Here is a 21,355-nt window from a genome sequence, read left to right on the forward strand (position 1 = left end):
TCCTAGTTGGCCGCCAACTTCCTCCCCGCGGCGCGGCTCTGGCAATACGGGCAATAGTGAGTACCACGCCCACCTAGCACGGTTTTCAGGATTTCTTCGCCACAGCGATCACAGGGCTGACCGCCCCTCCCATATACGTGCAAGGAACGGTCAAAATATCCGGATTCGCCGTTAACGTTGACGTACAACGCATCAAAGCTGGTTCCGCCAACGGCGAGGGCGGAGCGCATGACGTCGGCGGCCGCAGAAATCACAGCGACGGCATCGCGCTGCCGCAGAGCACTAGCCTTCTTCAGCGGAGAAATCTGGGCCGCCCACAGCGCCTCATCAGCATAGATATTGCCCACCCCGCTGAGCACCGTTTGGTCGAGCAAAGCCACCTTGACCGCGGTGCGTTTCGCGCGCAGGCGCCGCCCTGCCGCGGTCAGGTCGAAGTCTGTTTCGAGAGGATCGGGAGCGATATGTGCCATCCTCAGCCACGGCCCGAGACGCCAATAGCCGAAGGTGCGCTGGTCCACGAAGCTGAGACGGGTGGCGTCATCAAGCACGGCGGCGATGCGCACGTGCGGCGAATCCACCTCGCCGATCCGCACCTGCCCCGACATGCCGAGGTGGATGAAGAGCACATCGCGAGCTGGGTCGGTGTGATCCTCGTCGGCGAACTCCAGCCACATGAACTTGCCGCGGCGCGCCACCGCGGCAATCTTCCTGCCCACCAGCAGCGCGGACAGCGGGGCTTCCTGGCCCCGGTTGGCGCGCGGGTGGAGAACAGCTACTGCAGCAAAGGAGCGCCCCACAAGATAGGGCTCGAGTCCGCTGCGAACAGACTCGACTTCGGGAAGTTCTGGCATCGAATTCTCGTGGCTTAGCTCTCTTTGCCGGCGGTGCCCTGCACCAGCAAGGGTGTCTCGCGCAATGCTTGGCACGCTTCTTCCGCTGCCTGCTGCTCGGCGAGCTTCTTGTTATGCCCTGTTCCCCTACCCACGGTCAAACCGGCCACGGTGGCCACGGCGTTGAAGGTTTGATCGTGCTCAGGACCCGTCGAGGTGGCTGAGTAGACCGGCATCGCGGCCTTCAGCTCCGCGCACAGCTCCTGCAAGGTGGTCTTCCAGTCCATATGACGGCCGGACACCACGGCGTTGTCAATCTTGGCGGCGAACAGCTTCAGCACCACCCCGCGGGCAACCTCAAAACCATGCTGGCGGTAGATAGCCCCCAGGATGGCCTCGGTGGTATCGGCCAAGATGGAGTCCTTGTCACGGCCGCCGGTGGATTGCTCGCCCTTGCCCAACAGGACGTGCTCGCCCACGCCGATTTCGCGGGCGACATCGGACAGGCCATAGCGCGACACGATGGAGGCACGCATCTTAGAAATATCCGACTCAGGGCGCGAGGGGTACTTGTCGTAGAGCTTGGCCGCGATAGACAAGCCCAAGACGGCATCCCCCAGGAACTCGAGGCGCTCGTTGTTGGGCAGGTGCCCGTTCTCGTTGGCGAAGGAGCGGTGGGTCAGTGCCAAGCACAGTAGCTCATCGCTGATCTCCACGCCGAGTGCTTTTAGCAGCGGGGCGTGATCTACCTCCGCGAAGGCCGCGGCTAGTGCCTGTTCACCAGTGAGTTTCTTCTTCTTGCTCATAGGAACTTCTCCAGACCAGACCAACGCGGATCCACGCGCTCTTCTTCCCCAGAGACCCCCGTGGTTACTCCATCGGGAGCATCCACCTCGCAACCATCCTCGCACGTTGGCGCAAAGGGAAGGGATAAACCTGCCTCATCGATCACGGTCTGGAGGAGGTCGAGGATTCCATCCTTGATCTCGGGAACCTCATCACCGGAACCGCGATCCTCCTCCTCGGTTTCATCCCCGCTGACGAAGGACTCATCTGCGGAAAACACCTGGGATACGTGGAGATCCAGTTCCGGGTGCAGCTCTGCCAGGCAGCGGGCGCATTCGCCGCTGAGGGTGCCGGTGATATCAGCGTCCACCAACACACCGGAGCCCAACGGGGTCAAGGTGGCATCCACCTTAACCTCAGTACCTTCCGGGATGCCGATCATTTCCACGCCGATGCGCTCTGGCGCGGGTCCGGTCTGCACGCGGTGCTCAGGCAGCGCGTCGGTTCCTTGGCTGCGGAGCAATTCCGTCACGTCGAACTTCAATGGTGATTTCATAGCGCCCACCAGCTTACCCTGTGCTGGCCCGCGCGCCCTAGACTGGCAAAGACCTGAAGCTGGGGCATAGGCGCTTAAGCACTTGGCCTAAAAGCTCGATTCTGTCCTCGGCGCTGTTCTCGCTTTTGCTGCACTCATCTCCTGGCGCGCGGAACGGCCGCACATTAGTCCCCTCTAGTAGTCGCGGGGCGCACGCGGCGCCCGGCGCACCGGTTCCCGAGTCTCGCGCACAGCGCCGCGTCCCTCGCCGCGCGATTCCCCACGAGAGCGCACACCGGCACCTCGGCGCAGAGCGGAGCGATCGTTATTCACGGTGCGCAGGAGGTCAGACAAGGTGGTCTCGAATTCCCCGAGCTTGGCGTCAACGAATTCATCGCACTCGGTGCGCAGACGGTTGGACTCAGAGTGCGCGGTCTCCACGATACGGTGCGCCTCATCATCGGCGCGGCGCACGACCTCGGATTCGGAGACCAAGCGGTCTTGTTCAGCTTGGCCTGCAGCGACGGCACGCTGGTATTCCTCATCTGCTTGGGCGCGGGTGCGCTCGGCGTCGGAGCGTGCGTTGTCCACCAGGTTGCTGGCCTCGTCCTCTGCCTGGGCGACAAGGGTGGTGGCGCGATGTTGGGCGTCGGCCAGCATGGCGTCCGAATCCTCACGCGCACGGGTCACGGTGTCATCAGCCTCGACATTGGCTTCAGAAATAATCTGCTCCGCGCGTTCTTCCGCACCCTGCAGGATCTCATCCTGCTTGTCCAAGACGTCCTGGGCATCATCCATTTCGACCGGGAGAGCGTTGCGAAGATCGTCGAGAAGCGCCAGCATCTCGTGGCGCGGGACCATGCAATTAGAGGTCATGGGAACGGCATAGGCCTGTTCCAGGTTGCGAACAAGTTCATCGAGGGACTCAAATACGCGGTACATGGCACCAGCCTAACCAAGCACATACGCACCGCGACGTATCCCACGCGGGAAGAAACGGCGAAAACCTCCCCACTCAGTGGGGAGGTTAAACCAAGGCATAGAGAGGAATAGAGAAAGGCTGGGGCTAGATCACGCCCTGCGCCAGCATGGCATCAGCCACCTTCTTGAAGCCAGCGATGTTAGCACCCGCGACATAGTCACCCTCCAAGCCATATTCCTTAGAAGTCTTATCGATATTGCGGAAGATATTGGACATGATCTCGTGGAGGCGCTGGTCGGTGTACTCGAAGGTCCAGGAGTCACGGGAGGCGTTCTGCTGCATCTCCAGCGCAGAGGTCGCTACACCACCTGCATTTGCGGCCTTACCCGGCGCGAAGGCAATGCCATTTTCCACAAAGTAGTGGGCGGCATCCGGGGTACAGGGCATGTTCGCGCCTTCGGCAACATAGCGCACCTGATTCTTGACCAGGAGCTTGGCGTCCTCGCCGTCGAGCTCGTTTTGGGTAGCGCACGGCAAGGCAACGTCGGCGCTGACCTCCCATACGTTGCCACCCTCGTGATACTCCACGCCCGCACCCGCTTCGCCGGCGTAGGTGGAAATGCGCTCGCGGCGAACTTCCTTAATCTCCTTGAGTAGCTCTAGGTCCACACCGTTCGGGGTGGTGATGTAGCCGGAGGAGTCAGACATCGCGACGACGGTACCGCCGAGCTGTTGCACCTTTTCGGCGGCGTAGATGGCAACATTTCCGGAACCGGAGACAATCACCTTGGCGCCGTCGAAAGACTCACCATGGGCCTTCATCATTTCCGAGGTCAGATACACCAGGCCGTAACCGGTAGCCTCGGTACGCACGAGGGAGCCACCCCAGCTCAGACCCTTGCCGGTAAGAACGCCAGACTCGTGCTTGCCCTCCAGTCGGCGATACTGACCGAACAGGAAACCGATTTCGCGTCCGCCCACGCCAATATCACCGGCCGGGACGTCGCGGTATTCACCAATGTGGTTGTGCAGCTCCGTCATGAAGGATTGGCAGAAACGCATGACCTCGGCTTCTGACTTACCCTTCGGGTCGAAGTCAGAACCGCCCTTGCCGCCGCCGATAGGCAGGCCGGTCAGGGAGTTCTTGAAAATCTGCTCGAAGCCGAGGAACTTGATGATGCCCAGATTGACGCTCGGATGGAAACGCAGGCCGCCCTTGTAGGGGCCGAGCGCGGAGTTAAATTGCACGCGGAAACCGCGGTTGACCTGAATCTGGCCGCTGTCATCCACCCACGGCACGCGGAAGATGAGCTGACGCTCGGGCTCGCACAGTCGCTCGACCAGGCCGTAATCAGCGTAGTGAGGGTCTTTATTGAGGACGATCTTCAGTGAGTCGAGTACCTCAGCGAGTGCCTGATGGAATTCCGGTTCGCCAGCATTACGCTTGAGAAGCTTGCTGTAGTAATCGGAGATTTGCTGGTCGATGGACATGGCAATCCTTTCATTGGGCACCGTTCCTCACGGTCGGTGCGTCATCCATTGAACAAGCAATAGTTTTCTATCAATCGACCTAAATTGCAAGATGGTCGTACTGTGGCGTGCCTTAAAGGCTGGTCAGAGCGCGAAAATTTTTTCTCGTATCTCTGCCATATACTCATGGGCATGCGCATTCTTGTTGCCCCCGATTCCTTTAAAGGCACCGCTACTGCAGCCGAAGCTGCCGCCGCCATTGCATTGGGCGCGCGGCGCGCTCTCAGCTCCTCGCCCCACGCAGACACAGCGAAGGTAACGACCCTGCCCATGGCCGATGGCGGCGAAGGCACCGCGGAGGTGCTCGCCAGCGCCGCTGTTCATCGCCACGGCACGGCGGGGCAAACGATTACGCTGCCTACCACCGATGCCATTGGCCGCCTGACCGAGGCCAGCTACCAGCTCGTTGGTGACACAGCCTTCATCGACGTCGCCGCCGCCACCGGCCTTCCTGCCGTTTCCGACGCCCTCGATCCACTCCATGCGGATTCCTATGGAACGGGCGTGCTGGTGGCCGACGCCGAATCGCGCGGCGCCAAGCACATCGTTCTTGGCCTCGGCGGCAGCGCCAGCATCGACGGCGGTCTCGGCATCCTCGCCGCGCTCGGCGCCGCCGCCCACGATGCCCGCGGATACGCCCTGCCCAAGGGCGGCGCACCTTTGGTCAACCTCGACCACATCGACACCGCGCAGCTCAACATGAAGGCGGCCATGCTGGACTACACCTTGGTCACCGATACTCGCGCCGTGCCCGTCCAAGCCGCAACGACGTACGGCCCACAAAAAGGCGCTGAGGGCGAACAAGTAGCACTACTGGCGGGCGCGATGCTACGGCTCTGCGAAGTCACGGAGACCGACCCACAGGCCGAATTCTTTGGCGCCGCAGGCGGCATTCCCATCGCCCTGAGCTGGCTTTCGCGCACGCTCTGGGGCACCTCGGAGCACTGCCGTATCGTGCCGGGCGGCCAGTATGTAGCCCAAGCACTCAATCTACCCACGCGTATCGCCGAGGCGGATCTCGTCCTTACCGGCGAGGGGCGCTTCGACGAACAATCGCTTACCGGAAAGGTGGTGGGCACGCTGGCGGACATGACTAGCCCGCCAACCCTGGGCATCATCGCCGGCTCCGCAACCGCATCGGCGCCACAGGGCACACTGCTGGAAGCACTCGACGGGGAGGAAGAGGGGGACGTCGCCCAGCGCTTAAGCAACGCGGCCGAACGCCTCGTCCGCAGCGTTCTGCAGAGCTAAAACTCTCTGAGGCTAAAGCTCTCTGAGGCTATAGCTTTCAGCAGAACTACGGGGTCACCTGCACCGCCCACGGGAAAATTGCCGGTCGCTCGTGGGCGAGCTCGTCCTCCAGCAACACGTGGTCCTTCGGTAGAACCGAATGGGGTGTCAACAAGCGTGCGAGGACCATGGTCAGCTGATTGACGGAGCCCTTCACGCCATCGACATCGATGGCATAGCGGTAGACATTGGCGTCCTCTAAATCACGCTCTTCATGCTCATCGCGGTAGGTCTGGCGCAGCTGTTCTTCCAGCCCCTCCGGGAGTGCAGGATCGGGCACACGGGTAACCTCAGCAGAAGCTAAGGAGCCGTTATCCACCAACTTGTGGGTAGCAGTGCTAAAGATTTCGGCCACGCGCTCGGCTTGAGCATCCGGCACCAGAACATCAAAGTGAATCAATGGCATGTAGGTAACCCTACCCAAACTTGAAGGACAGTAACTATGGCAGATCCCACACTTTCTCGGCTGAGCTCGCTCCTCCTCGAAGATTCAGTCGATCTCAGCTGGCAACGCGCCTTCTATGAAGACATGCATGCCCACCCAGAGCTGTCCCACCAAGAGGAACGCACCGCCGGACGGATTCTGGAACAACTAGATAAGTACGAGTGCGAGCTCGTCACCGGAATCGGCGGCCATGGCATCGTCGCTATCTTCCGCAACGGGGACGGCCCAACCGCGCTGATGCGGGCTGATTTTGATGCCCTCCCGGTGGCCGAGGAAACCGGCGTCCCCTTCGCCGCCACCAATGGCGCAATGCATGCCTGCGGGCACGATGTACACACCACGGCATTGCTCGGCGCGTGCGCGATTCTCGACGCCCACCGCGACGCCTGGCACGGCACCTTCCTAGCACTGTTCCAACCGGCGGAGGAATCATCCATGGGCGCCAAATACATGATTGCGGACGGGCTCACCGACCGCGTTCCTGCACCGGATGTGTGCTTTGGTCAACACGTCATGCCGGGCCCCGCCGGCCAGGTGCAGTCCACCGCCGGCCCCATCCTGGCCGGCTGTGATTCCCTCCGCATCCGCATCACGGGGCGCTCCGCGCACGCCTCCATGCCGCACGAGGCCATCGATCCTTCCTACGTGGCCGCCATGGTGGTCACCCGCCTGCAGGCCATCGTCGGCCGCGAAGTCCCTCCCCATGATTTCTTTGTCATCTCGGTGGGCGAGCTGCATTCGGGCGATAAAAACAACATCATTCCGGGCAGCGCCGAACTCGTACTTAACACCCGCTATTACAAGCCAGAGCTGGCGCAGCGCGTCTATGCCTCCCTCGAGCGTATGGTGCGAGCCGAGTGCGAAGCCTCGGGATGCCCAGCAGAGCCCACCTTCGAGTATTTTGCCCATGGCGAAGTCACCGATAATGACGCTTCCACTCATGAGACCATTCGCTCGGCCTTCGACGCAGTCTTTGCTGATCTCTCCGTGAGCGCCACCCCATCCACCGTCTCCGAGGATTTCTGCTATCTCCCACAAGCCTGGGGCGTGCCTTATAACTTCTGGTTCATCGGCTCCACGCCGGAGCACCTCCTGGACAACCCGCCGGTTAACCACCAATCCACTTTCCTGCCGGATTATGAACCCACCATGCGCTCGGCCACCCACGCCGGGGCTGCAGCCGTCCTGTCTTTTCTGGGGCGCTAACCTTCCCGGCACAACGCTTTCGCTGTGTGTGATGATTAATGCACGCTGGCTGGCAGTGCTCTCTCCTGCAGCTGAATGCGGAACTGGTTAAGCTTGGGTGTTGGTATTTTTCCGCATTTTTATGCCTAAGGTGAAGGGATTCTCATGAGTCAACCCCAGCACTCCGATTTTCAGACCGCAGTTCCCGGACACGTCCGCGCCGCTGCTGGTGTCTCCCCCTCTGCCGCGACTAACCGCAAGTTCTGGTCCGGCTTGTCTTCTTCAGTAATGGAGCAGATTGCTGACAACTGGGAGGCCACCCGCACCGCCTACTCCGCCACCCGCCAGCAGCACTATTTCTCTGCTGAGTTCCTCCAGGGGCGCGCCCTGCTCAACAACCTCACCAACGTCGGACTCGTCGACGAAGCCCGCGCCGCCTCCAAGGCCGCCGGTCACGAACTCTCCGATGTTCTCGAAGCCGAGCACGATGCTGCACTAGGCAACGGCGGCCTGGGCCGCCTCGCCGCCTGCTTCCTCGATTCTGCTGTCACCCAGAACTACCCGGTCACGGGCTACGGCCTGCTCTACCGCTACGGTCTCTTCCGTCAGTCCTTCGACAACGGTTTCCAGCGCGAGGAACCAGATGCCTGGATGGAAAATGGCTACGACTTCATCATTCGCCGTGCCTCCGAACAGCGCTTGGTCCACTTCGATGACATGGACGTACGCGCTATCCCCTATGACATGCCGATTACCGGATACGGCACCAACAACGTAGGTACGCTGCGCCTGTGGAAGTCCGAGCCTATCGATGAATTCGATTACGATGCCTTCAACTCGCAGCGCTTCACCGAAGCCATCGTGGAGCGCGAGCGCGTCATGGACATCTGCCGCGTGCTCTACCCCAACGACACGACCTACGAGGGCAAGGTGCTGCGCGTTCGCCAGCAGTACTTCTTCGTATCGGCTTCGCTGCAGCAGATGATCGATAACTACATCGAGCACCACGGCGAGGACCTCACCGGCTTCGCCGAGTACAACTGCATCCAGCTCAACGACACCCACCCGGTGCTGGCCATCCCCGAATTGCTCCGCCTGCTTCTCGACGAACACGGGATGGGCTGGGACGAGGCCTGGAAGGTCGTCACCGAGACTTTTGCCTACACCAACCACACCGTGCTGGCTGAGGCTTTGGAGAGCTGGGAAGTATCCATCTTCCAGAAGCTGTTCTGGCGCATTTGGGAGCTGGTGGAAGAGATCGACCGCCGCTTCCGCGAGGACATGGCCCAGCGCGGCTTGGATCAAGGCCGCATCGACTACATGGCTCCGGTGTCCGACGGGCATGTCCACATGGCGTGGATCGCTTGCTATGCCGCGTACTCCATCAATGGCGTCGCCGCCCTGCACACCGAAATCATCAAGGCGGACACGCTTTCCGAGTGGCACGAGCTGTGGCCGGAGAAGTTCAACAACAAGACCAACGGCGTGACCCCTCGTCGTTGGCTGCGCATGTGCAACCCGCGCCTGTCCGACCTGCTCACTGAGCAGGCTGGTTCTGATGCCTGGGTTACCGATCTGACCGAGCTGGCGAAGCTGGCTCCTGTGGCTGAGGATGAGAAGGTGCTGCGCCAACTCATCAACATCAAGCGCGCCAACAAGCAGGATTTCGCCGCATGGATTGACGCACACCAGGGCGCTACCGTGGACCCGGATTCCGTTTTCGATGTCCAGATCAAGCGCCTGCACGAGTACAAGCGCCAGCTGATGAATGCGCTTTACATCTTGGACCTGTACTTCCGCATCAAGGTCGACGGCGAAACCGTTCCGAAGCGCACCTTCATCTTTGGCGCGAAGGCAGCGCCGGGCTATGTCCGCGCGAAAGCCATCATCAAGCTCATCAACACCATCGGTGACCTGGTCAACAACGACCCGGCTACCAAGGACGTGCTCAACGTAGTCTTTGTTGAGAATTACAACGTCTCCCCCGCCGAGCACATCATCCCAGCCGCTGATGTCTCCGAGCAGATTTCCGTCGCCGGCAAGGAAGCCTCCGGTACCTCCAACATGAAGTTCATGATGAACGGTGCCCTGACCTTGGGCACAATGGACGGCGCCAACGTAGAGATCGTCGAGGCAGTGGGCGAAGACAACGCCTACATCTTCGGCGCCCGCAACGAAGAAATCCCGCAGCTGCGCGCCAAGTACAACCCGGGCGAGCTCTATAACACGGTTCCGGGTCTGGCGCGTGTCCTCGATGCCTTCACCGATGGCACGCTGGGTTCTGAGAATGCAGGCATGTTTGGTGATCTGCGCTCCTCGCTGCTCGATGGCTTCGGCGAGCACGCTCAGGATACCTACTACGTCCTCGGGGACTTCGCCGACTACCGCGAGACCCGTGACCGCATGGCGGCTGACTATGAAGCGGACGAGCTGGCATGGGCCAAGAAGGCCTGGCTCAACATCTGCTACTCCGGGCGCTTCTCCTCTGACCGCACTATCGCTGACTATGCCAACGAAGTGTGGAAGCTGACCCCGACCCCCATTTCCCACGTCTAGACAGACAGGGTTAATAGACGCACTAGTGCCTATTAACCCCTAGACGGGGCTTTCCGGAAAGACAAAGCGCCGCCCCACCACCGTTCCTCCTTCCCACTTAGTGGGTAAGGAAGCAAGCGGGGTGAGGCGGCGTTGTTTGTCTGCGACGGTTTTACTTATCGCGCAGAGTCTGGCCCAGCTCGTGGACCTGAATCATATTGGTGTTACCAGAGATTCCAGGAGGGGTACCGGCGATGACGACGATCATGTCGCCTTCCTTGTACTTATCCATTCCCAGCAGAGCCTCATCAATGGCGGCCATCATGTCATCGGTGGACTCGACCGAATCACTCAAGAAGGTCTCTGCACCCCAGGTCAACGCCAGCTGCGAGCGCACCGCCGGGTACGGGGTGAAGGCAAGGAGCGGCAGCGCGGAGTGCAAACGAGCCACGCGCTTCGCGGTATCACCGGAGGTGGTGAAGGCGACGATGGCCTTCGCATTCAGGCGCTCAGCAATATCGCGTGCGGAGTAAGACACAACACCGCGCTTGGTGCGCGGAACGTGCGACAGCGGAGGAACCTGGCCGCCCTGCTCAGCATTCGTCACGATGCGGGACATCGTGCGCACAACATTGTGCGGGTCGATGCCGACGGAGGTCTCACCGGAGAGCATGACGGCATCAGCACCATCGAGCACTGCGTTAGCCACGTCGGAGGCCTCCGCGCGAGTCGGGCGCAGGTTGGAGATCATGGAATCGAGCATCTGCGTTGCCACGATCACCGGCTTGGCATTCTCACGCGCGATCTGGATAGCGCGCTTCTGGAACAGCGGAACCTGCTCCAGCGGGACCTCGACGCCAAGGTCACCGCGCGCAATCATGATGGCATCGAAAGCCAAGACGATGGATTCAAGGGCATCGACCGCCTCCGGCTTCTCGAGCTTCGCAATAACCGGAACGCGGCGGCCTTCCTCATCCATGATTTCGTGGACCTTGTCCACATCGGCTGGGGAACGAACAAAGGACAGAGCGATCATGTCCACGCCGAGCTTCAATGCGAAGCGAAGGTCAGCAATGTCCTTCTCCGACAGCGCCGGCACAGAAATGTCCATGCCTGGGAGGGACACGCCCTTGTTATTGGAGACCGGTCCGCCCTCGGTGACCTCACAAACAACGTCATTGCCGTCGACTTCCTTGCAGACGACGGCGACCTTACCGTCGTCGATCAGCAGGCGGTCACCCGGCTTCGCGTCCTGCGCCAGGTTCTTGTAGGTGGTGGACACGCGGTCGTGCGTACCTTCTACGTCATCAACGGTGATGCGGACGATTTCGCCATCCTTCCACATCTCTTCACCGTTGACGAAGCGACCCAGACGAATCTTCGGTCCCTGGAGGTCCGCCAGGACGCCGACTGCCTGGCCGGTCTCATCGGTAGCCTCACGGACCCAGCGGTAGTTCGCCTCGTGGTCCGCATGCTCGCCGTGGGACATGTTTAGACGCGCCACGTTCATGCCTGCTTCAACGAGGCCAAGGATTCCTTCCTTGCTTGCTACAGCAGGACCCAACGTACAAACAATTTTGGTTCTTCTATCCAACATGGAGTGCCTTATTCACATCGGGAGTTTCTAACGGTTCCCAAACTACCCCGCTTTGCTGGTCTCGGCCACCACGAATGAAGCTCACACCATGTTTTGACCCTCGAATCAGGCTTCCCCGGTGGCTGTTGCAGCCCCTTCCGATTCGGCAACAACCGGGAATAACCGGGCACATCTGGGCATTTTGTGTCCATGCTCCCGAAACTCGAGACTCTCGGTCAAGGCGTCTTAAAACATTGTGTGATCCCGGCTACTTCCCGAAGCCTCAGCGCGTGAATCTGTCGCTAGGCGCTGCGACTGTCACCTTTGTGAGTCAGCGACTCCTGCACTGTCACCGACGTCGGCGGCACGGGCCGGGTCCACCTCTTCTGGTGTTTCCTGGCCGCGCGGCAGCCGGAAGTACACGATGAGCGCTACAACAAAGCAGACCACTGACACGATGACGTTGACACGCAGACCAAAGATGAGCGTGGCATCGTCAGCACGCATGTTTTCTACAACGAAGCGCCCCGCTGTGTATCCGGCGACGTACAGCGCAAACACACGACCACGGCCGAGCTTGAATGCCTTGTGGGCCCACAGCAGGAACACGCACACCGCCACGTTCCACAGCAGCTCATAGAGGAATGTCGGATGCACCGAGGCGATTACTTCCCCGGTCGAGCGCCCACTGATCGGCGCGTATTCACCGCTTTCATTCACACGATAATAAATGTCGAGAGCCCACGGGACGGTGGTCTCACGACCATAGAGTTCCTGGTTGAACCAATTTCCTAGGCGGCCAATAGCCTGCGCCAATATGAGTCCAGGCGCGACGGCATCCGCAAACGGCCCCACAGGGATGCCCTTGACTTTGAACATGAGCCACACCGCGACCGCGCCCAAGGCCACCGCTCCCCAAATACCTAGTCCACCGTTGGTGATTTTCAGCGCGTCGAGAGGATCACACGTGGAGCAGAAGTACTTATCATTATCCGTAATCACGTGATAGAGGCGGCCGCCAATGATGCCGGCTGGGATCACTACCAAGGCAGCATCCCAGACCACATCCGGGTTTCCACCCCGGGCGGTATAGCGGCGCAGAGTCATCCACAGCGCAACGAGGATGCCGGCGATAATGCACATGGCATACGCACGAATAGGGACTGGTCCGAGATGCCACACGCCTTGTGGCGGAGAGGGAATGTTGGCGAGGTAGTAAATCTGCACGGGAAATAGTGTGCCTGAAAAAGACGGCCACTACAACGCGCTTAGCTTCTGCGCGAAGGGCACGCCGGATGCTGGCCGGCGGCCACTAAGGAGCGGGCCAAAGCCATCGGGTCCTGGGCCGCCATAATGGACTCACCGACGAGGATGGCATCGGCTCCCTGCGAGGCATAGGACAACACGTTACGCGGACTATTAACGCCGCCCACCGCAATACGTGTGATGCTCTCAGGAAGACCCGGTGAAATAGTAGAAAAGGCCTCCCGATTAAGTGCATCGGAGGCCAAAGACCACGCATTGATGGCCACGACAGTACCCCCTGCTTTGATAACGCGATCCACCTCAGCGCACGTGCGCACTTCAAGGATGGCTGTCATTCCAAGGGACTCCACGCGGTCGAGGAGCGACTCGAGGCGAGCCTGATCAAGCAACTCCACCTGCAAAGGAATCGCATCCGCCCCATAACAGCGCGCTTCATGAATCTGATAAGGATCAACAATGGTGTCGCGGCACAGCATAGGAATGTCGATTGCAGCGCGGGCAACACGCATGTCCTCCAGGGAACCATGAAAGCGACGCCTGTCTGTCTGGCAGGCCATGACGTGCACGCCTGCTTCCTCCAGCTTTCGTGCCAGGGCCGCGACGGAGTGCGGTCCGTCTAGGTGGACGATCTCTCCACCATAAGGCACGGCGCGCTTGATTTCGGTGATGATAGAACATCCTGAACGTAATAGGGCCTGTGCGGTATCGCGCGGTGCGTCCATGTCTCGAGACCGCGCTTTAACTTCCTTGAAGGGGACGCGCGCCTCCCGTGCGGCTACATCAGCTAGTACGCCGGCCACAAGGTGATCGACGGCAATCGGGGTAGGCATGGAGCACCTCCCTTCCCCGAAGGAAACTCAAAGAAAGAAACAGGGGCGTTTGAGATCACACTTAGGCTAGCGCGCCCTTGCCTCTAACAAGAAATCCGGGGCACCCGATTCCGTGCTAGGACCACTACATGAAGCGGGACATGCAGCCACGGCTCACGCCGCTGCCATGCCTAGGTCGACCGGGGATCGGTGGGGTCAATATCGGCATCGAGGGCATCCCACATCACACGGCCGGAGTCCTGGGTGGTTTCGAGGTCTTCCTGGAGGCGTTCCTGGCGTACCGCCGGGGTTTCATATTTGGCGGAGCGGGGCTTATCCGCCCCCGGATTGCTCGCCACCATAACCGCACCGAAGAGGGCAAGCGCCGCACCGGCGATAGCAAGCACGGGGCCAGCGGTCGACGCATCAGCGGTGAGGACAGTGGCCCAATCCGAAATGGTTGCGGAATCCACGGAGGTATCGTTCGTTCCTCCCTGCAGCAGCTCTTGAGCACGCTCCGCCTCGGGGCCGGCAGTCAACAGCGCAACCGGGCGCCATCCGGCAGCCGCCGCGGCGAGTGCGGTGAGGACAGAGACAATTCGACGGCCCGTGCGCCGCAGCGCAAAGGCTGCCACACCGCCAGCGAGAACCACGACGCTGAGTGCAATGAGCTCGAGGGACCACAAGGAACCAGATAATTCCACAACACTCGAACCGGCCTTATCGTCTTCGACCGCCGCCGTCACCCACGTCATGCGGGAAGACAGCCACAACAGGATGGCGCCGACGAACATCAGCACGGGTCCGATGCGTTTAGCTCCACTGTGCTTTGCTTCAGTGCGCTTAGCCATTGTTCTCCTCTCCAAAGAGATCGCGTGCATCGAAGCACGTCCGGTCCCCGGTATGGCACGCGCCGCCGTGCTGACGCACGGTCAGTAAGACGGTGTCTCCATCGCAATCTAAGCGCGCACCCACCACCTCTTGGGTATTGCCGGACGTCAGACCCTTAATCCAATACTCGCGGCGCGAGCGTGAATAGTAGGTTCCACGACGCGTCGCCAACGTATAGGCCAAGGCATGATCATCCATCCATGCCAGCATGAGCACTTCTCCGCGCTCCGATTGCACAATGGCCGGAACCAAACCCGCCTCGTTGCGCTTAAGCTGCTGAGCAATCTCTTCACTCAGCTCATAGTCCCCTACGGCCTCCGAATCGGTGCTTCTGTGCCCGCTGCTTTCATTGTGTACCTTCACTGGCGGACCTCCTTCCCTGCTGCCGCAAGTGCCTCTTTAACCTCAGAGATCTCTACCTCGCGGAAGTGGAAGATGCTGGCCGCGAGCACGGCATCTGCCCCGGCATCAACAGCCGGTGGGAAATGCTCGGCCCTACCCGCTCCGCCGGAGGCGATGATCGGCACGGACACCGCCGCACGCACCGCCTCGATCAATTCGATGTCGAAGCCCGCCTTGGTGCCGTCTCCATCCATGGAGTTCAGCAGAATCTCACCAACCTCTAGTTCCTCACCGCGCTTGGCCCACTCCACGGCGTCGAGGCCTGCCGAGCGCGTTCCACCATGTGTGGTGACCTCAAAGCCGCTGGGAAAATCTTTCGCGCGGCGAGCATCCACCGAAAGCACAATGCACTGGGAACCAAAGACATCCGCCAGTTCGCGCAGCAACTCCGGGCGCGCGATGGCAGAGGAGTTTACAGAGACCTTATCCGCGCCGGCACGAAGAAGCTCGCGGACATCGTCCACCGACCTGACGCCACCGCCAACGGTCAACGGGATGAAGACTTGATCGGCCGTACGGCGCACCACATCGAGCATGGTGCCGCGGCCATCCTTTGATGCGGAGACGTCGAGGAAGGTCAGCTCATCAGCGCCCATGTGGCCATAGCGGGCAGCCAACTCCACTGGGTCACCGGCATCACGCAGGTTTTCGAAGTTCACGCCTTTGACCACACGGCCATTATCAACGTCAAGACACGGGATCACGCGCACGGCAAGTGCCATGGTGACCATCCTCCTAAAACTAAAGGTCAGATGAGAGGCAGTCCGTATGGAAACTGCCGAATACTAAAAACTACGTCCGGCTTCAGCGCCCAATTCCCACGCTGGGGTTTAGTGCCGGAGCCTAGCGCTCCCCACGAGGATTTCGGGCGATGGCATCCAGAATTGTGGCATGAACCTGCGGGGTTCCTCCCACAAAGCCCTTCGAGTTGGCGGTCCACTCATTTCCTTCTGGATCGCTCACGCGGCCACCGGCGGCCTTGATCATGAGCGCACCCGCCGCGTTATCCCATGGGTGCGGCGAGAAATTCACCGCCCCATCAAACACGCCTTGGGCCACGAAGGCATTGTCCAGCCCCACCGACCCAGTCATGCGGGGACGCAGCCCGGTCTCTCGGAGGTCCTTGAACAGATCGGTTGGCAGATGTGAGGAACAGCCCACATGACCGCGGGCCTCGTCGAAGCCCTGAGCCTCCTCGCCGCCCCCGAAACCGGTCGAGGGGCCGCCGCTGGTGCGCAGTGGCATGCCTTGTGCCGCGACGACGCGACGGTTTAGCAAAGGAAAATCTGCGACTGCGACGACGGGCTTCGCTTCGTGCAAAAGCGTGACAAGAATTCCGCAGCACGGATTTCCCGCAGAATAGTTCGCGGTTCCGTCCACTGGGTCCACGACCCAGATCGTCTCTTGGAGGTCTCCCCCGTATTCCTCGCCGAGCACCGGGATTCCGGTGAGCTGACTCAGCGTTTGACGCAACTGCTGCTCAATGACCAGATCTACCTCGGTGGCAAAGTCTCCCTCGCCCTTGAAACGCGCGGGCGCTGCGCCGAGGCCACTGCGGAAGAGATCATCAACGTGATCCACCGCTGCCTCCGCAAAGGCAACAAGCTCGCGTGGGTCCGACTCCGAAGTTCCTGTCATCGGGGCCATCGGCCTACCTCTCCTCGATCGGGTCGATGTATTCCTCTCCCGGCAGCGGGGTAACCTCTGCAACGGCAGCGAGAGCTTCCTCCAGCGTGAAGCGCTCCTCATAGAGAGCCTTACCGATGATGGCGGAATCAATTCCCTCATTTTCGTAGAGGGCCAATTCACGCAGATCATCCAGGGTGGAAATTCCTCCGGAAGCAGTGACCTTGGCTTCTGTAGCGGCCGCGACCTCACGCAACAACTCAATGTTGGGGCCCTGCAGCGTACCGTCCTTGGACACGTCCGTTACTACGAAGCGAGTACAACCAGCCGCATCGAGGCGTTCGAGGACCTCCCAGAGGTCGCCGCCGTCAGATACCCAGCCGTTACCTCGCGTCCGCCACTCGCCATCCACCAGGCGGACCGCCAAGTCCACTGCGATGCGGTCACCGTGTTCTGCCAGAGCCTTGGCAATCCAGTCAGGGTTCTCCAAAGCCGCGGTACCAATATTGACGCGGCGCGCACCGGTGGCGAGAGCTCGGGCCAGAGATTCATCATCTCGAATCCCGCCGGTCAGCTCCACGTTCAGGTCCACGCTTGTGGTGATTTCGGCGAGCAGTTCATGGTTGGATCCGCGGCCAAAAGCCGCGTCCAAATCGACTGCATGCAGCCACTGCGCACCCTGAGCCTGCCACTTCAGGGCAGCCTCACGCGGCGAGCCATAGGATTTCTCGGTTCCGGCCTCTCCTTGATCAAGGCGAACTGCCTGACCATCAACGACATCAACCGCGGGCAACAGTGTAAAACTCATGGTGGGTAGTCTACCTTTCACGCGGACTCTTTAAAGCGTTCCTATCCAGTTCTTCAGCAGCTGCGAACCAACGTCACCAGATTTCTCCGGGTGAAATTGGGTGGCCCACAATGCGCCATTGTCTACCGCAGCGACAAAACGGTCACCGCCATACTCCGACCACGCCACCTTCGGCGGCTCCGTAATCTCGGTCTCCAGCTCCCAGTTCCGCGCGGCATAGGAATGCACGAAATAAAAGCGATCCTCCGGGCTCACGCCTTCAAACATGCGGCTTCCGCTAGGAAGCTCCACGGTGTTCCATCCCATGTGCGGGAGGACGGGAGCCTGCAAACGGGTAACCTCCCCGGGCCACTCGCCGCAACCTTCGGTGTGCACGCCGTGTTCAGTGCCTGACTCAAAAAGAATCTGCATGCCTACGCAAATCCCCAAAACGGGGCGACCACCAGCCAATCGCTGACCAATGATTCGCGGCCCCTGTGCGGCGCGCAGACCCTCCATGCAGGCAGCGAAGGCCCCCACTCCGGGGACCAAAAGGCCATCGGCCTCTACCGCCTGTTTCGGGTCCGCGGTCACCGCGACGGTGGCACCGACCCTCTCCAGCGCGCGCACTGCCGACCGGACATTGCCAGCGCCATAATCCAGGACTACTACGTCGTGTGAGCTCATCGTGCTTCCTTTCCGGGTCTCCTCGGCCTTCTAATCATGCGCAGGCGGGTTTGGATGTCATTCAGCTCGCTCACGCGGGTCTTGCCCAAGGCGAGGTCAGCCGCAGACATGAGCAGGCCCACCGCGATGATGGCGGCGCCAGCGGCGAACGCGCCATAATAACCAGACATAGCCACGACGGCGCCGAGCACCGTCGAGCCAAGGCCCGTGCCGCCGTCGTAGAAAATATTCCACACCGCAGAGCCCTCCGAGAGGCGCTCGCGCGGGAGACGGTCGAACATCGACAACAGCGCCTCATTTTGCACGATGCCGAAACCCGCACCGTAGATGACCGTGCCAAACACAAGCAGCCATACTGACCATTCTTGCCACAGCACGGCGGCGATAAGCCCCACGCCTAAGACTGAAAAAGCCTGAGCGGGAATCATCAGCGTGCCTGGCTGGCCTACTCGGTCCGCCACCACACCGGCCACATAGCGCGCGATCATGGCCGAACCACCAATCACCGATAGCATGAGGCCGCCCAAGACAGCGCCGCGCTCAGGATCCAACTCACGCACCGCCGGAGAAATGAAGTTAGATGCCACGCCATAGCTCACGGAAAAACTCATCAGCGCCAGTGCTGGGACGAGCACGAGCTTCCACATCGGGGCGCGCGGGGTGGTGTCTGAGGGGTCCGGCGACCCCACTGGAGCGGCTTTGATTTGCGGCACCAGAATGCACGTGAAGAATCCTAGTAAGCCAAGACCAGCGGCCAGAAGATACACCGTGTTGTAGTTAAAGGCTGAAGCCACCGCGAGGCCCACAGGCAAGAAGGCCATTTGGGCTGCACCGATGAATAGGCCGAAAATTCCCGTGGCCTTACCCAGCAGGCGCCGTGGCGTGATTTCCGCGATGAGTGCGTTCTCCGCCACTGTGAGCGCACCGAAGCCTATACCGCGCAGAGCGGAAAAGCCTAGGGCGATCGGGGCTGCATCGCCCAGCATGTGCCCCAACGCCGGCAGCCCCAGCAACAGCGCCGCGGCCGCCATAATCGGGCGGTAGCCAAAGATGCGCAGCAGCATCGGTGTTGCCATTTGGGTAAGCACTGTGGCCAGCATGAACACGCCGGTCGTGGCACCAGCCAATGTCGCGGAACCGCCGGCATCCAGCACGGCCAGCGGCACCACGGGCAGCAAGACCGACCAAGCACCAAAAGCGGAAACCACCGCGATCATGGTTTCCTTAAAGCCAGCAACCTTCCATACGCTCTGAGGGGTCTTTTCTATCACTTCGCCGCCAATCCTGCTGAGAAGATGTCAAGGAACCAGACCAAGGCGGCAGTCACGGAGATCGCCGCGAGCGCACCCGCGACCACAGTCATCAGCACCGACCCGTTCTGGTATGCCGCCCACGCACCACCGACGAGCAACCCGGCGACCAGAAAGAGAACGAGAACCATTACATTCATAAGTCTTAGAGCGCTCCCTTCGTCGAAGGAACTCCGTTCACGCGCGGATCCCGCTCAGTAGCCTGGCGCAGAGCACGGGCCACTGCCTTATACTCGGCCTCCGTGATGTGATGCGGATCGCGGCCGTAACGCACGTTGACGTGCAAGGTCGTCGCCGAGTGCGTGGCAAAGGTTTCGAAGAAGTGTCGGTTGATAACCGTGGCGTAATGCCCACCGATAATCTGCCACTCCATATTCTCCGGCTCACCATTCATCACAAAGTAGGGACGCCCTGAGATATCGACGACGGCCTCCACCAGCGTTTCATCCATGGGGAGGAGCTGGGAGCCGAAACGGCGGATCCCGGACTTATCCCCCACCGCCTCCAGAAAGGCACGGCCCAGCACGATAGCAGTGTCTTCGACCGTGTGGTGAGCATCGATGTCAATATCGCCCTCAGCGTGAACGCGAAGATCGAAGGAGCCGTGGGTGCACACAGCGTTAAGCATGTGGTCAAAGAACGGCAGCCCCGTCGAAATATCCGCCTGGCCGGTGCCATCGAGGTTTATTTCTACAGAGATCTTTGTCTCCCCGGTGACGCGCTCTGCGCGGCCAATGCGGTCGCCATGGTCGTGACGTACAGCGTCGCCAGCACTCATTGCCCCACGCTCCTTCTTCAAGTCATGGGCCCACAATGTGGGCTCATTTCATCATCGTTTTTAGTTAGTCATCTCTACTGTATCTGCCAAGTCCGCCGCGGCCGAAAGGAAGGCATCATTCTCTTCAGGCAGACCAATCGTGGCGCGCAAGAGACCCGGTACACCGTTATCACGAATCAGGACATCGCGGTCCAGGAATCCTTGCCACACCGCGTGCTGATCGGCAAAGCGTCCGAAGGAGACGAAGTTGGATTCGCTGGGTACGACGTAGTATCCGAGCTCCTTAAGCCGTGCGACAACCCGGTCCCGCTCCGCCGATAGTTTGGCCACAGTTCCCAAGGTCTCTTCCTTATGCGCAAGGGCAACGGTGGCCGCGATCTGGGAGAGAACCGACAGGTGATAGGGCAAACGAACGAGCATGACGGCTTCCACGAACACCGGATCTGCCACGAAATAGCCCAAACGTCCGCCGGCGAAGTCGAAGGCCTTGGACATCGTGCGCGAGACCACGAGCTTGGTCGGATATTTCTCCAGCAGCGTGGTCGCAGAAGGCGAAGGCGAGAATTCCATGTAGGCCTCGTCCACGATGACGATGCCCGGCGCGGCCTGCACGATTTTCTCCACTACATCGATCGGGGTGACATCACCGGTGGGATTGTTCGGGGTGGTGATGAAAACGACGTCGGGGCGGTGCTTGGCAACGGCCTCCAACGCCTCCTCCTCATCAATACAGAAATCCGCATCGCGTGGGCAGGAGATGAATTCGGTTTGGGTGCCCGCGCATAGGATGGGGTGCATCGAATAGCTCGGTGTAAATCCTAGCGCGCTTCGCCCCGGCCCGCCAAAGGCCTGCAGCAGCTGCTGCAGAACCTCATTGGAGCCGTTAGCTGCCCAGACGTTCTCCACGCTGACAGCCACCCCGGTCTGCTCACTGACGTACTCCGCCAGTGCCGTGCGCAGCTCCACGGCATCGCGCTCTGGGTAACGGTTGAGCTGACGCGCGTGCTTCTCGACGGCCGCCACCATGTCCTTCACCAGCGCCTCCGAGGGCGGATAGGGGTTCTCGTTGGTGTTGAGCTGGTTGGTCACCGTCAGCTGCGGGGCTCCATAGGCGCTGGAGCCGCGCAATTCTTCGCGAAGGGGAAGATCCTTCAACTCAGCCATT

Annotated in this window: 22 protein-coding genes; 3 read left to right on the forward strand and 19 right to left on the reverse strand. The window is 60.6% G+C overall.

Translation table 11 applies throughout. The annotated features are described in order from the left end of the window. Positions 1 to 2: 2 nt before the first annotated feature. The 5 genes from mutM to gdhA form a co-directional block, all read right to left on the reverse strand. The gene (gene mutM / locus QP363_RS00425) at positions 3 to 851 is read right to left on the reverse strand and encodes a bifunctional DNA-formamidopyrimidine glycosylase/DNA-(apurinic or apyrimidinic site) lyase (RefSeq protein WP_284761933.1); all 849 of its coding nucleotides are present in this window, start codon (positions 849 to 851) and stop codon (positions 3 to 5) included. Positions 852 to 865: 14 nt separating this feature from the next. Beyond that, positions 866 to 1,636: a ribonuclease III gene (rnc, locus tag QP363_RS00430; RefSeq protein ID WP_070445456.1), complete on the reverse strand. Its 771-nt coding sequence runs from the start codon at positions 1,634 to 1,636 to the stop codon at positions 866 to 868. Continuing rightward, complete coding sequence (locus QP363_RS00435) at positions 1,633 to 2,172, reverse strand: DUF177 domain-containing protein (RefSeq protein WP_070445452.1); 540 nt, start codon at positions 2,170 to 2,172, stop codon at positions 1,633 to 1,635. Before QP363_RS00435 ends, rnc begins: the two co-directional genes overlap by 4 nt. A 174-nt stretch (positions 2,173 to 2,346) precedes the next feature. After that, positions 2,347 to 3,093 (reverse strand): DivIVA domain-containing protein, encoded by a 747-nt coding sequence (locus QP363_RS00440; RefSeq protein WP_284761934.1) that lies wholly within the window; start codon positions 3,091 to 3,093, stop codon positions 2,347 to 2,349. A 124-nt stretch (positions 3,094 to 3,217) separates the two neighbouring features. Beyond that, the gene (gene gdhA / locus QP363_RS00445) at positions 3,218 to 4,564 is read right to left on the reverse strand and encodes an NADP-specific glutamate dehydrogenase (protein WP_070562742.1); all 1,347 of its coding nucleotides are present in this window, start codon (positions 4,562 to 4,564) and stop codon (positions 3,218 to 3,220) included. A 171-nt stretch (positions 4,565 to 4,735) separates the two neighbouring features. Here gdhA and QP363_RS00450 point away from each other — a divergent pair, with 171 nt between their 5' ends. Then, complete coding sequence (locus tag QP363_RS00450; RefSeq protein WP_284761935.1) at positions 4,736 to 5,854, forward strand: glycerate kinase; 1,119 nt, start codon at positions 4,736 to 4,738, stop codon at positions 5,852 to 5,854. Positions 5,855 to 5,900: 46 nt separating this feature from the next. On the opposite strand, the gene QP363_RS00455 is transcribed toward QP363_RS00450, so the two are convergent. After that, positions 5,901 to 6,299 carry a hypothetical protein gene (locus tag QP363_RS00455; RefSeq protein ID WP_070445443.1) on the reverse strand — a complete coding sequence of 133 codons (399 nt, stop codon included), beginning with the start codon at positions 6,297 to 6,299 and terminating at the stop codon, positions 5,901 to 5,903. Between the two features lie 36 nt (positions 6,300 to 6,335). On the opposite strand from QP363_RS00455, the gene QP363_RS00460 reads away from it, so the two are divergent. Both QP363_RS00460 and QP363_RS00465 read left to right on the forward strand, forming a co-directional pair. After that, positions 6,336 to 7,544, forward strand: coding sequence for an amidohydrolase (locus tag QP363_RS00460; RefSeq protein ID WP_284761936.1), 1,209 nt, complete (start codon positions 6,336 to 6,338; stop codon positions 7,542 to 7,544). Positions 7,545 to 7,688: 144 nt separating this feature from the next. After that, positions 7,689 to 10,079 (forward strand): glycogen/starch/alpha-glucan phosphorylase, encoded by a 2,391-nt coding sequence (locus tag QP363_RS00465; RefSeq protein WP_284761937.1) that lies wholly within the window; start codon positions 7,689 to 7,691, stop codon positions 10,077 to 10,079. A 151-nt stretch (positions 10,080 to 10,230) separates the two neighbouring features. On the opposite strand, the gene pyk is transcribed toward QP363_RS00465, so the two are convergent. From pyk to QP363_RS00530, 13 genes are all read right to left on the reverse strand, one after another. Beyond that, a complete protein-coding gene (gene pyk, locus QP363_RS00470) occupies positions 10,231 to 11,652 on the reverse strand; it encodes a pyruvate kinase (RefSeq protein WP_070445728.1) in 1,422 nt (473 codons plus the stop codon). 300 nt (positions 11,653 to 11,952) lie between these two features. Next, positions 11,953 to 12,861 carry a prolipoprotein diacylglyceryl transferase gene (gene lgt, locus QP363_RS00475; protein ID WP_144656963.1) on the reverse strand — a complete coding sequence of 303 codons (909 nt, stop codon included), beginning with the start codon at positions 12,859 to 12,861 and terminating at the stop codon, positions 11,953 to 11,955. A gap of 41 nt (positions 12,862 to 12,902) precedes the next feature. Further along, the gene (locus QP363_RS00480) at positions 12,903 to 13,730 is read right to left on the reverse strand and encodes an indole-3-glycerol-phosphate synthase (RefSeq protein ID WP_070445431.1); all 828 of its coding nucleotides are present in this window, start codon (positions 13,728 to 13,730) and stop codon (positions 12,903 to 12,905) included. 170 nt (positions 13,731 to 13,900) lie between these two features. Further along, positions 13,901 to 14,560 carry a TIGR02234 family membrane protein gene (locus QP363_RS00485; protein WP_284761938.1) on the reverse strand — a complete coding sequence of 220 codons (660 nt, stop codon included), beginning with the start codon at positions 14,558 to 14,560 and terminating at the stop codon, positions 13,901 to 13,903. After that, positions 14,553 to 14,897 carry a phosphoribosyl-AMP cyclohydrolase gene (gene hisI, locus QP363_RS00490; RefSeq protein ID WP_201829543.1) on the reverse strand — a complete coding sequence of 115 codons (345 nt, stop codon included), beginning with the start codon at positions 14,895 to 14,897 and terminating at the stop codon, positions 14,553 to 14,555. Before hisI ends, QP363_RS00485 begins: the two co-directional genes overlap by 8 nt. Positions 14,898 to 14,959: 62 nt before the next feature. After that, a complete protein-coding gene (gene hisF / locus QP363_RS00495; protein WP_284761939.1) occupies positions 14,960 to 15,724 on the reverse strand; it encodes an imidazole glycerol phosphate synthase subunit HisF in 765 nt (254 codons plus the stop codon). Positions 15,725 to 15,845: 121 nt separating this feature from the next. After that, the gene (locus tag QP363_RS00500; RefSeq protein WP_284761940.1) at positions 15,846 to 16,649 is read right to left on the reverse strand and encodes an inositol monophosphatase; all 804 of its coding nucleotides are present in this window, start codon (positions 16,647 to 16,649) and stop codon (positions 15,846 to 15,848) included. Between the two features lie 4 nt (positions 16,650 to 16,653). Beyond that, positions 16,654 to 17,436 (reverse strand): bifunctional 1-(5-phosphoribosyl)-5-((5-phosphoribosylamino)methylideneamino)imidazole-4-carboxamide isomerase/phosphoribosylanthranilate isomerase PriA, encoded by a 783-nt coding sequence (gene priA / locus QP363_RS00505; RefSeq protein WP_070445422.1) that lies wholly within the window; start codon positions 17,434 to 17,436, stop codon positions 16,654 to 16,656. 30 nt (positions 17,437 to 17,466) lie between these two features. After that, entirely contained in the window at positions 17,467 to 18,102 is a 636-nt protein-coding gene (hisH, locus tag QP363_RS00510; protein ID WP_070711442.1) for an imidazole glycerol phosphate synthase subunit HisH, read from the reverse strand. Then, complete coding sequence (locus QP363_RS00515) at positions 18,099 to 19,319, reverse strand: MFS transporter (protein ID WP_070445416.1); 1,221 nt, start codon at positions 19,317 to 19,319, stop codon at positions 18,099 to 18,101. The genes hisH and QP363_RS00515 overlap by 4 nt, the downstream gene beginning before the upstream one ends. Before the next feature lie 50 nt (positions 19,320 to 19,369). Beyond that, positions 19,370 to 19,552 carry a hypothetical protein gene (locus QP363_RS00520; RefSeq protein WP_070445412.1) on the reverse strand — a complete coding sequence of 61 codons (183 nt, stop codon included), beginning with the start codon at positions 19,550 to 19,552 and terminating at the stop codon, positions 19,370 to 19,372. A 5-nt stretch (positions 19,553 to 19,557) separates the two neighbouring features. Then, a complete protein-coding gene (gene hisB / locus QP363_RS00525; protein ID WP_284761941.1) occupies positions 19,558 to 20,190 on the reverse strand; it encodes an imidazoleglycerol-phosphate dehydratase HisB in 633 nt (210 codons plus the stop codon). 60 nt (positions 20,191 to 20,250) lie between these two features. Further along, positions 20,251 to 21,354, reverse strand: a complete 1,104-nt coding sequence (locus tag QP363_RS00530) for a histidinol-phosphate transaminase (RefSeq protein WP_284761942.1) — start codon at positions 21,352 to 21,354, stop codon at positions 20,251 to 20,253. Between the last annotated feature and the right edge of the window lies 1 nt (position 21,355).

The sequence above is a fragment of the Corynebacterium sp. UMB6689 genome, assembly GCF_030215295.1.
GTDB lineage: Bacteria > Actinomycetota > Actinomycetes > Mycobacteriales > Mycobacteriaceae > Corynebacterium > Corynebacterium aurimucosum.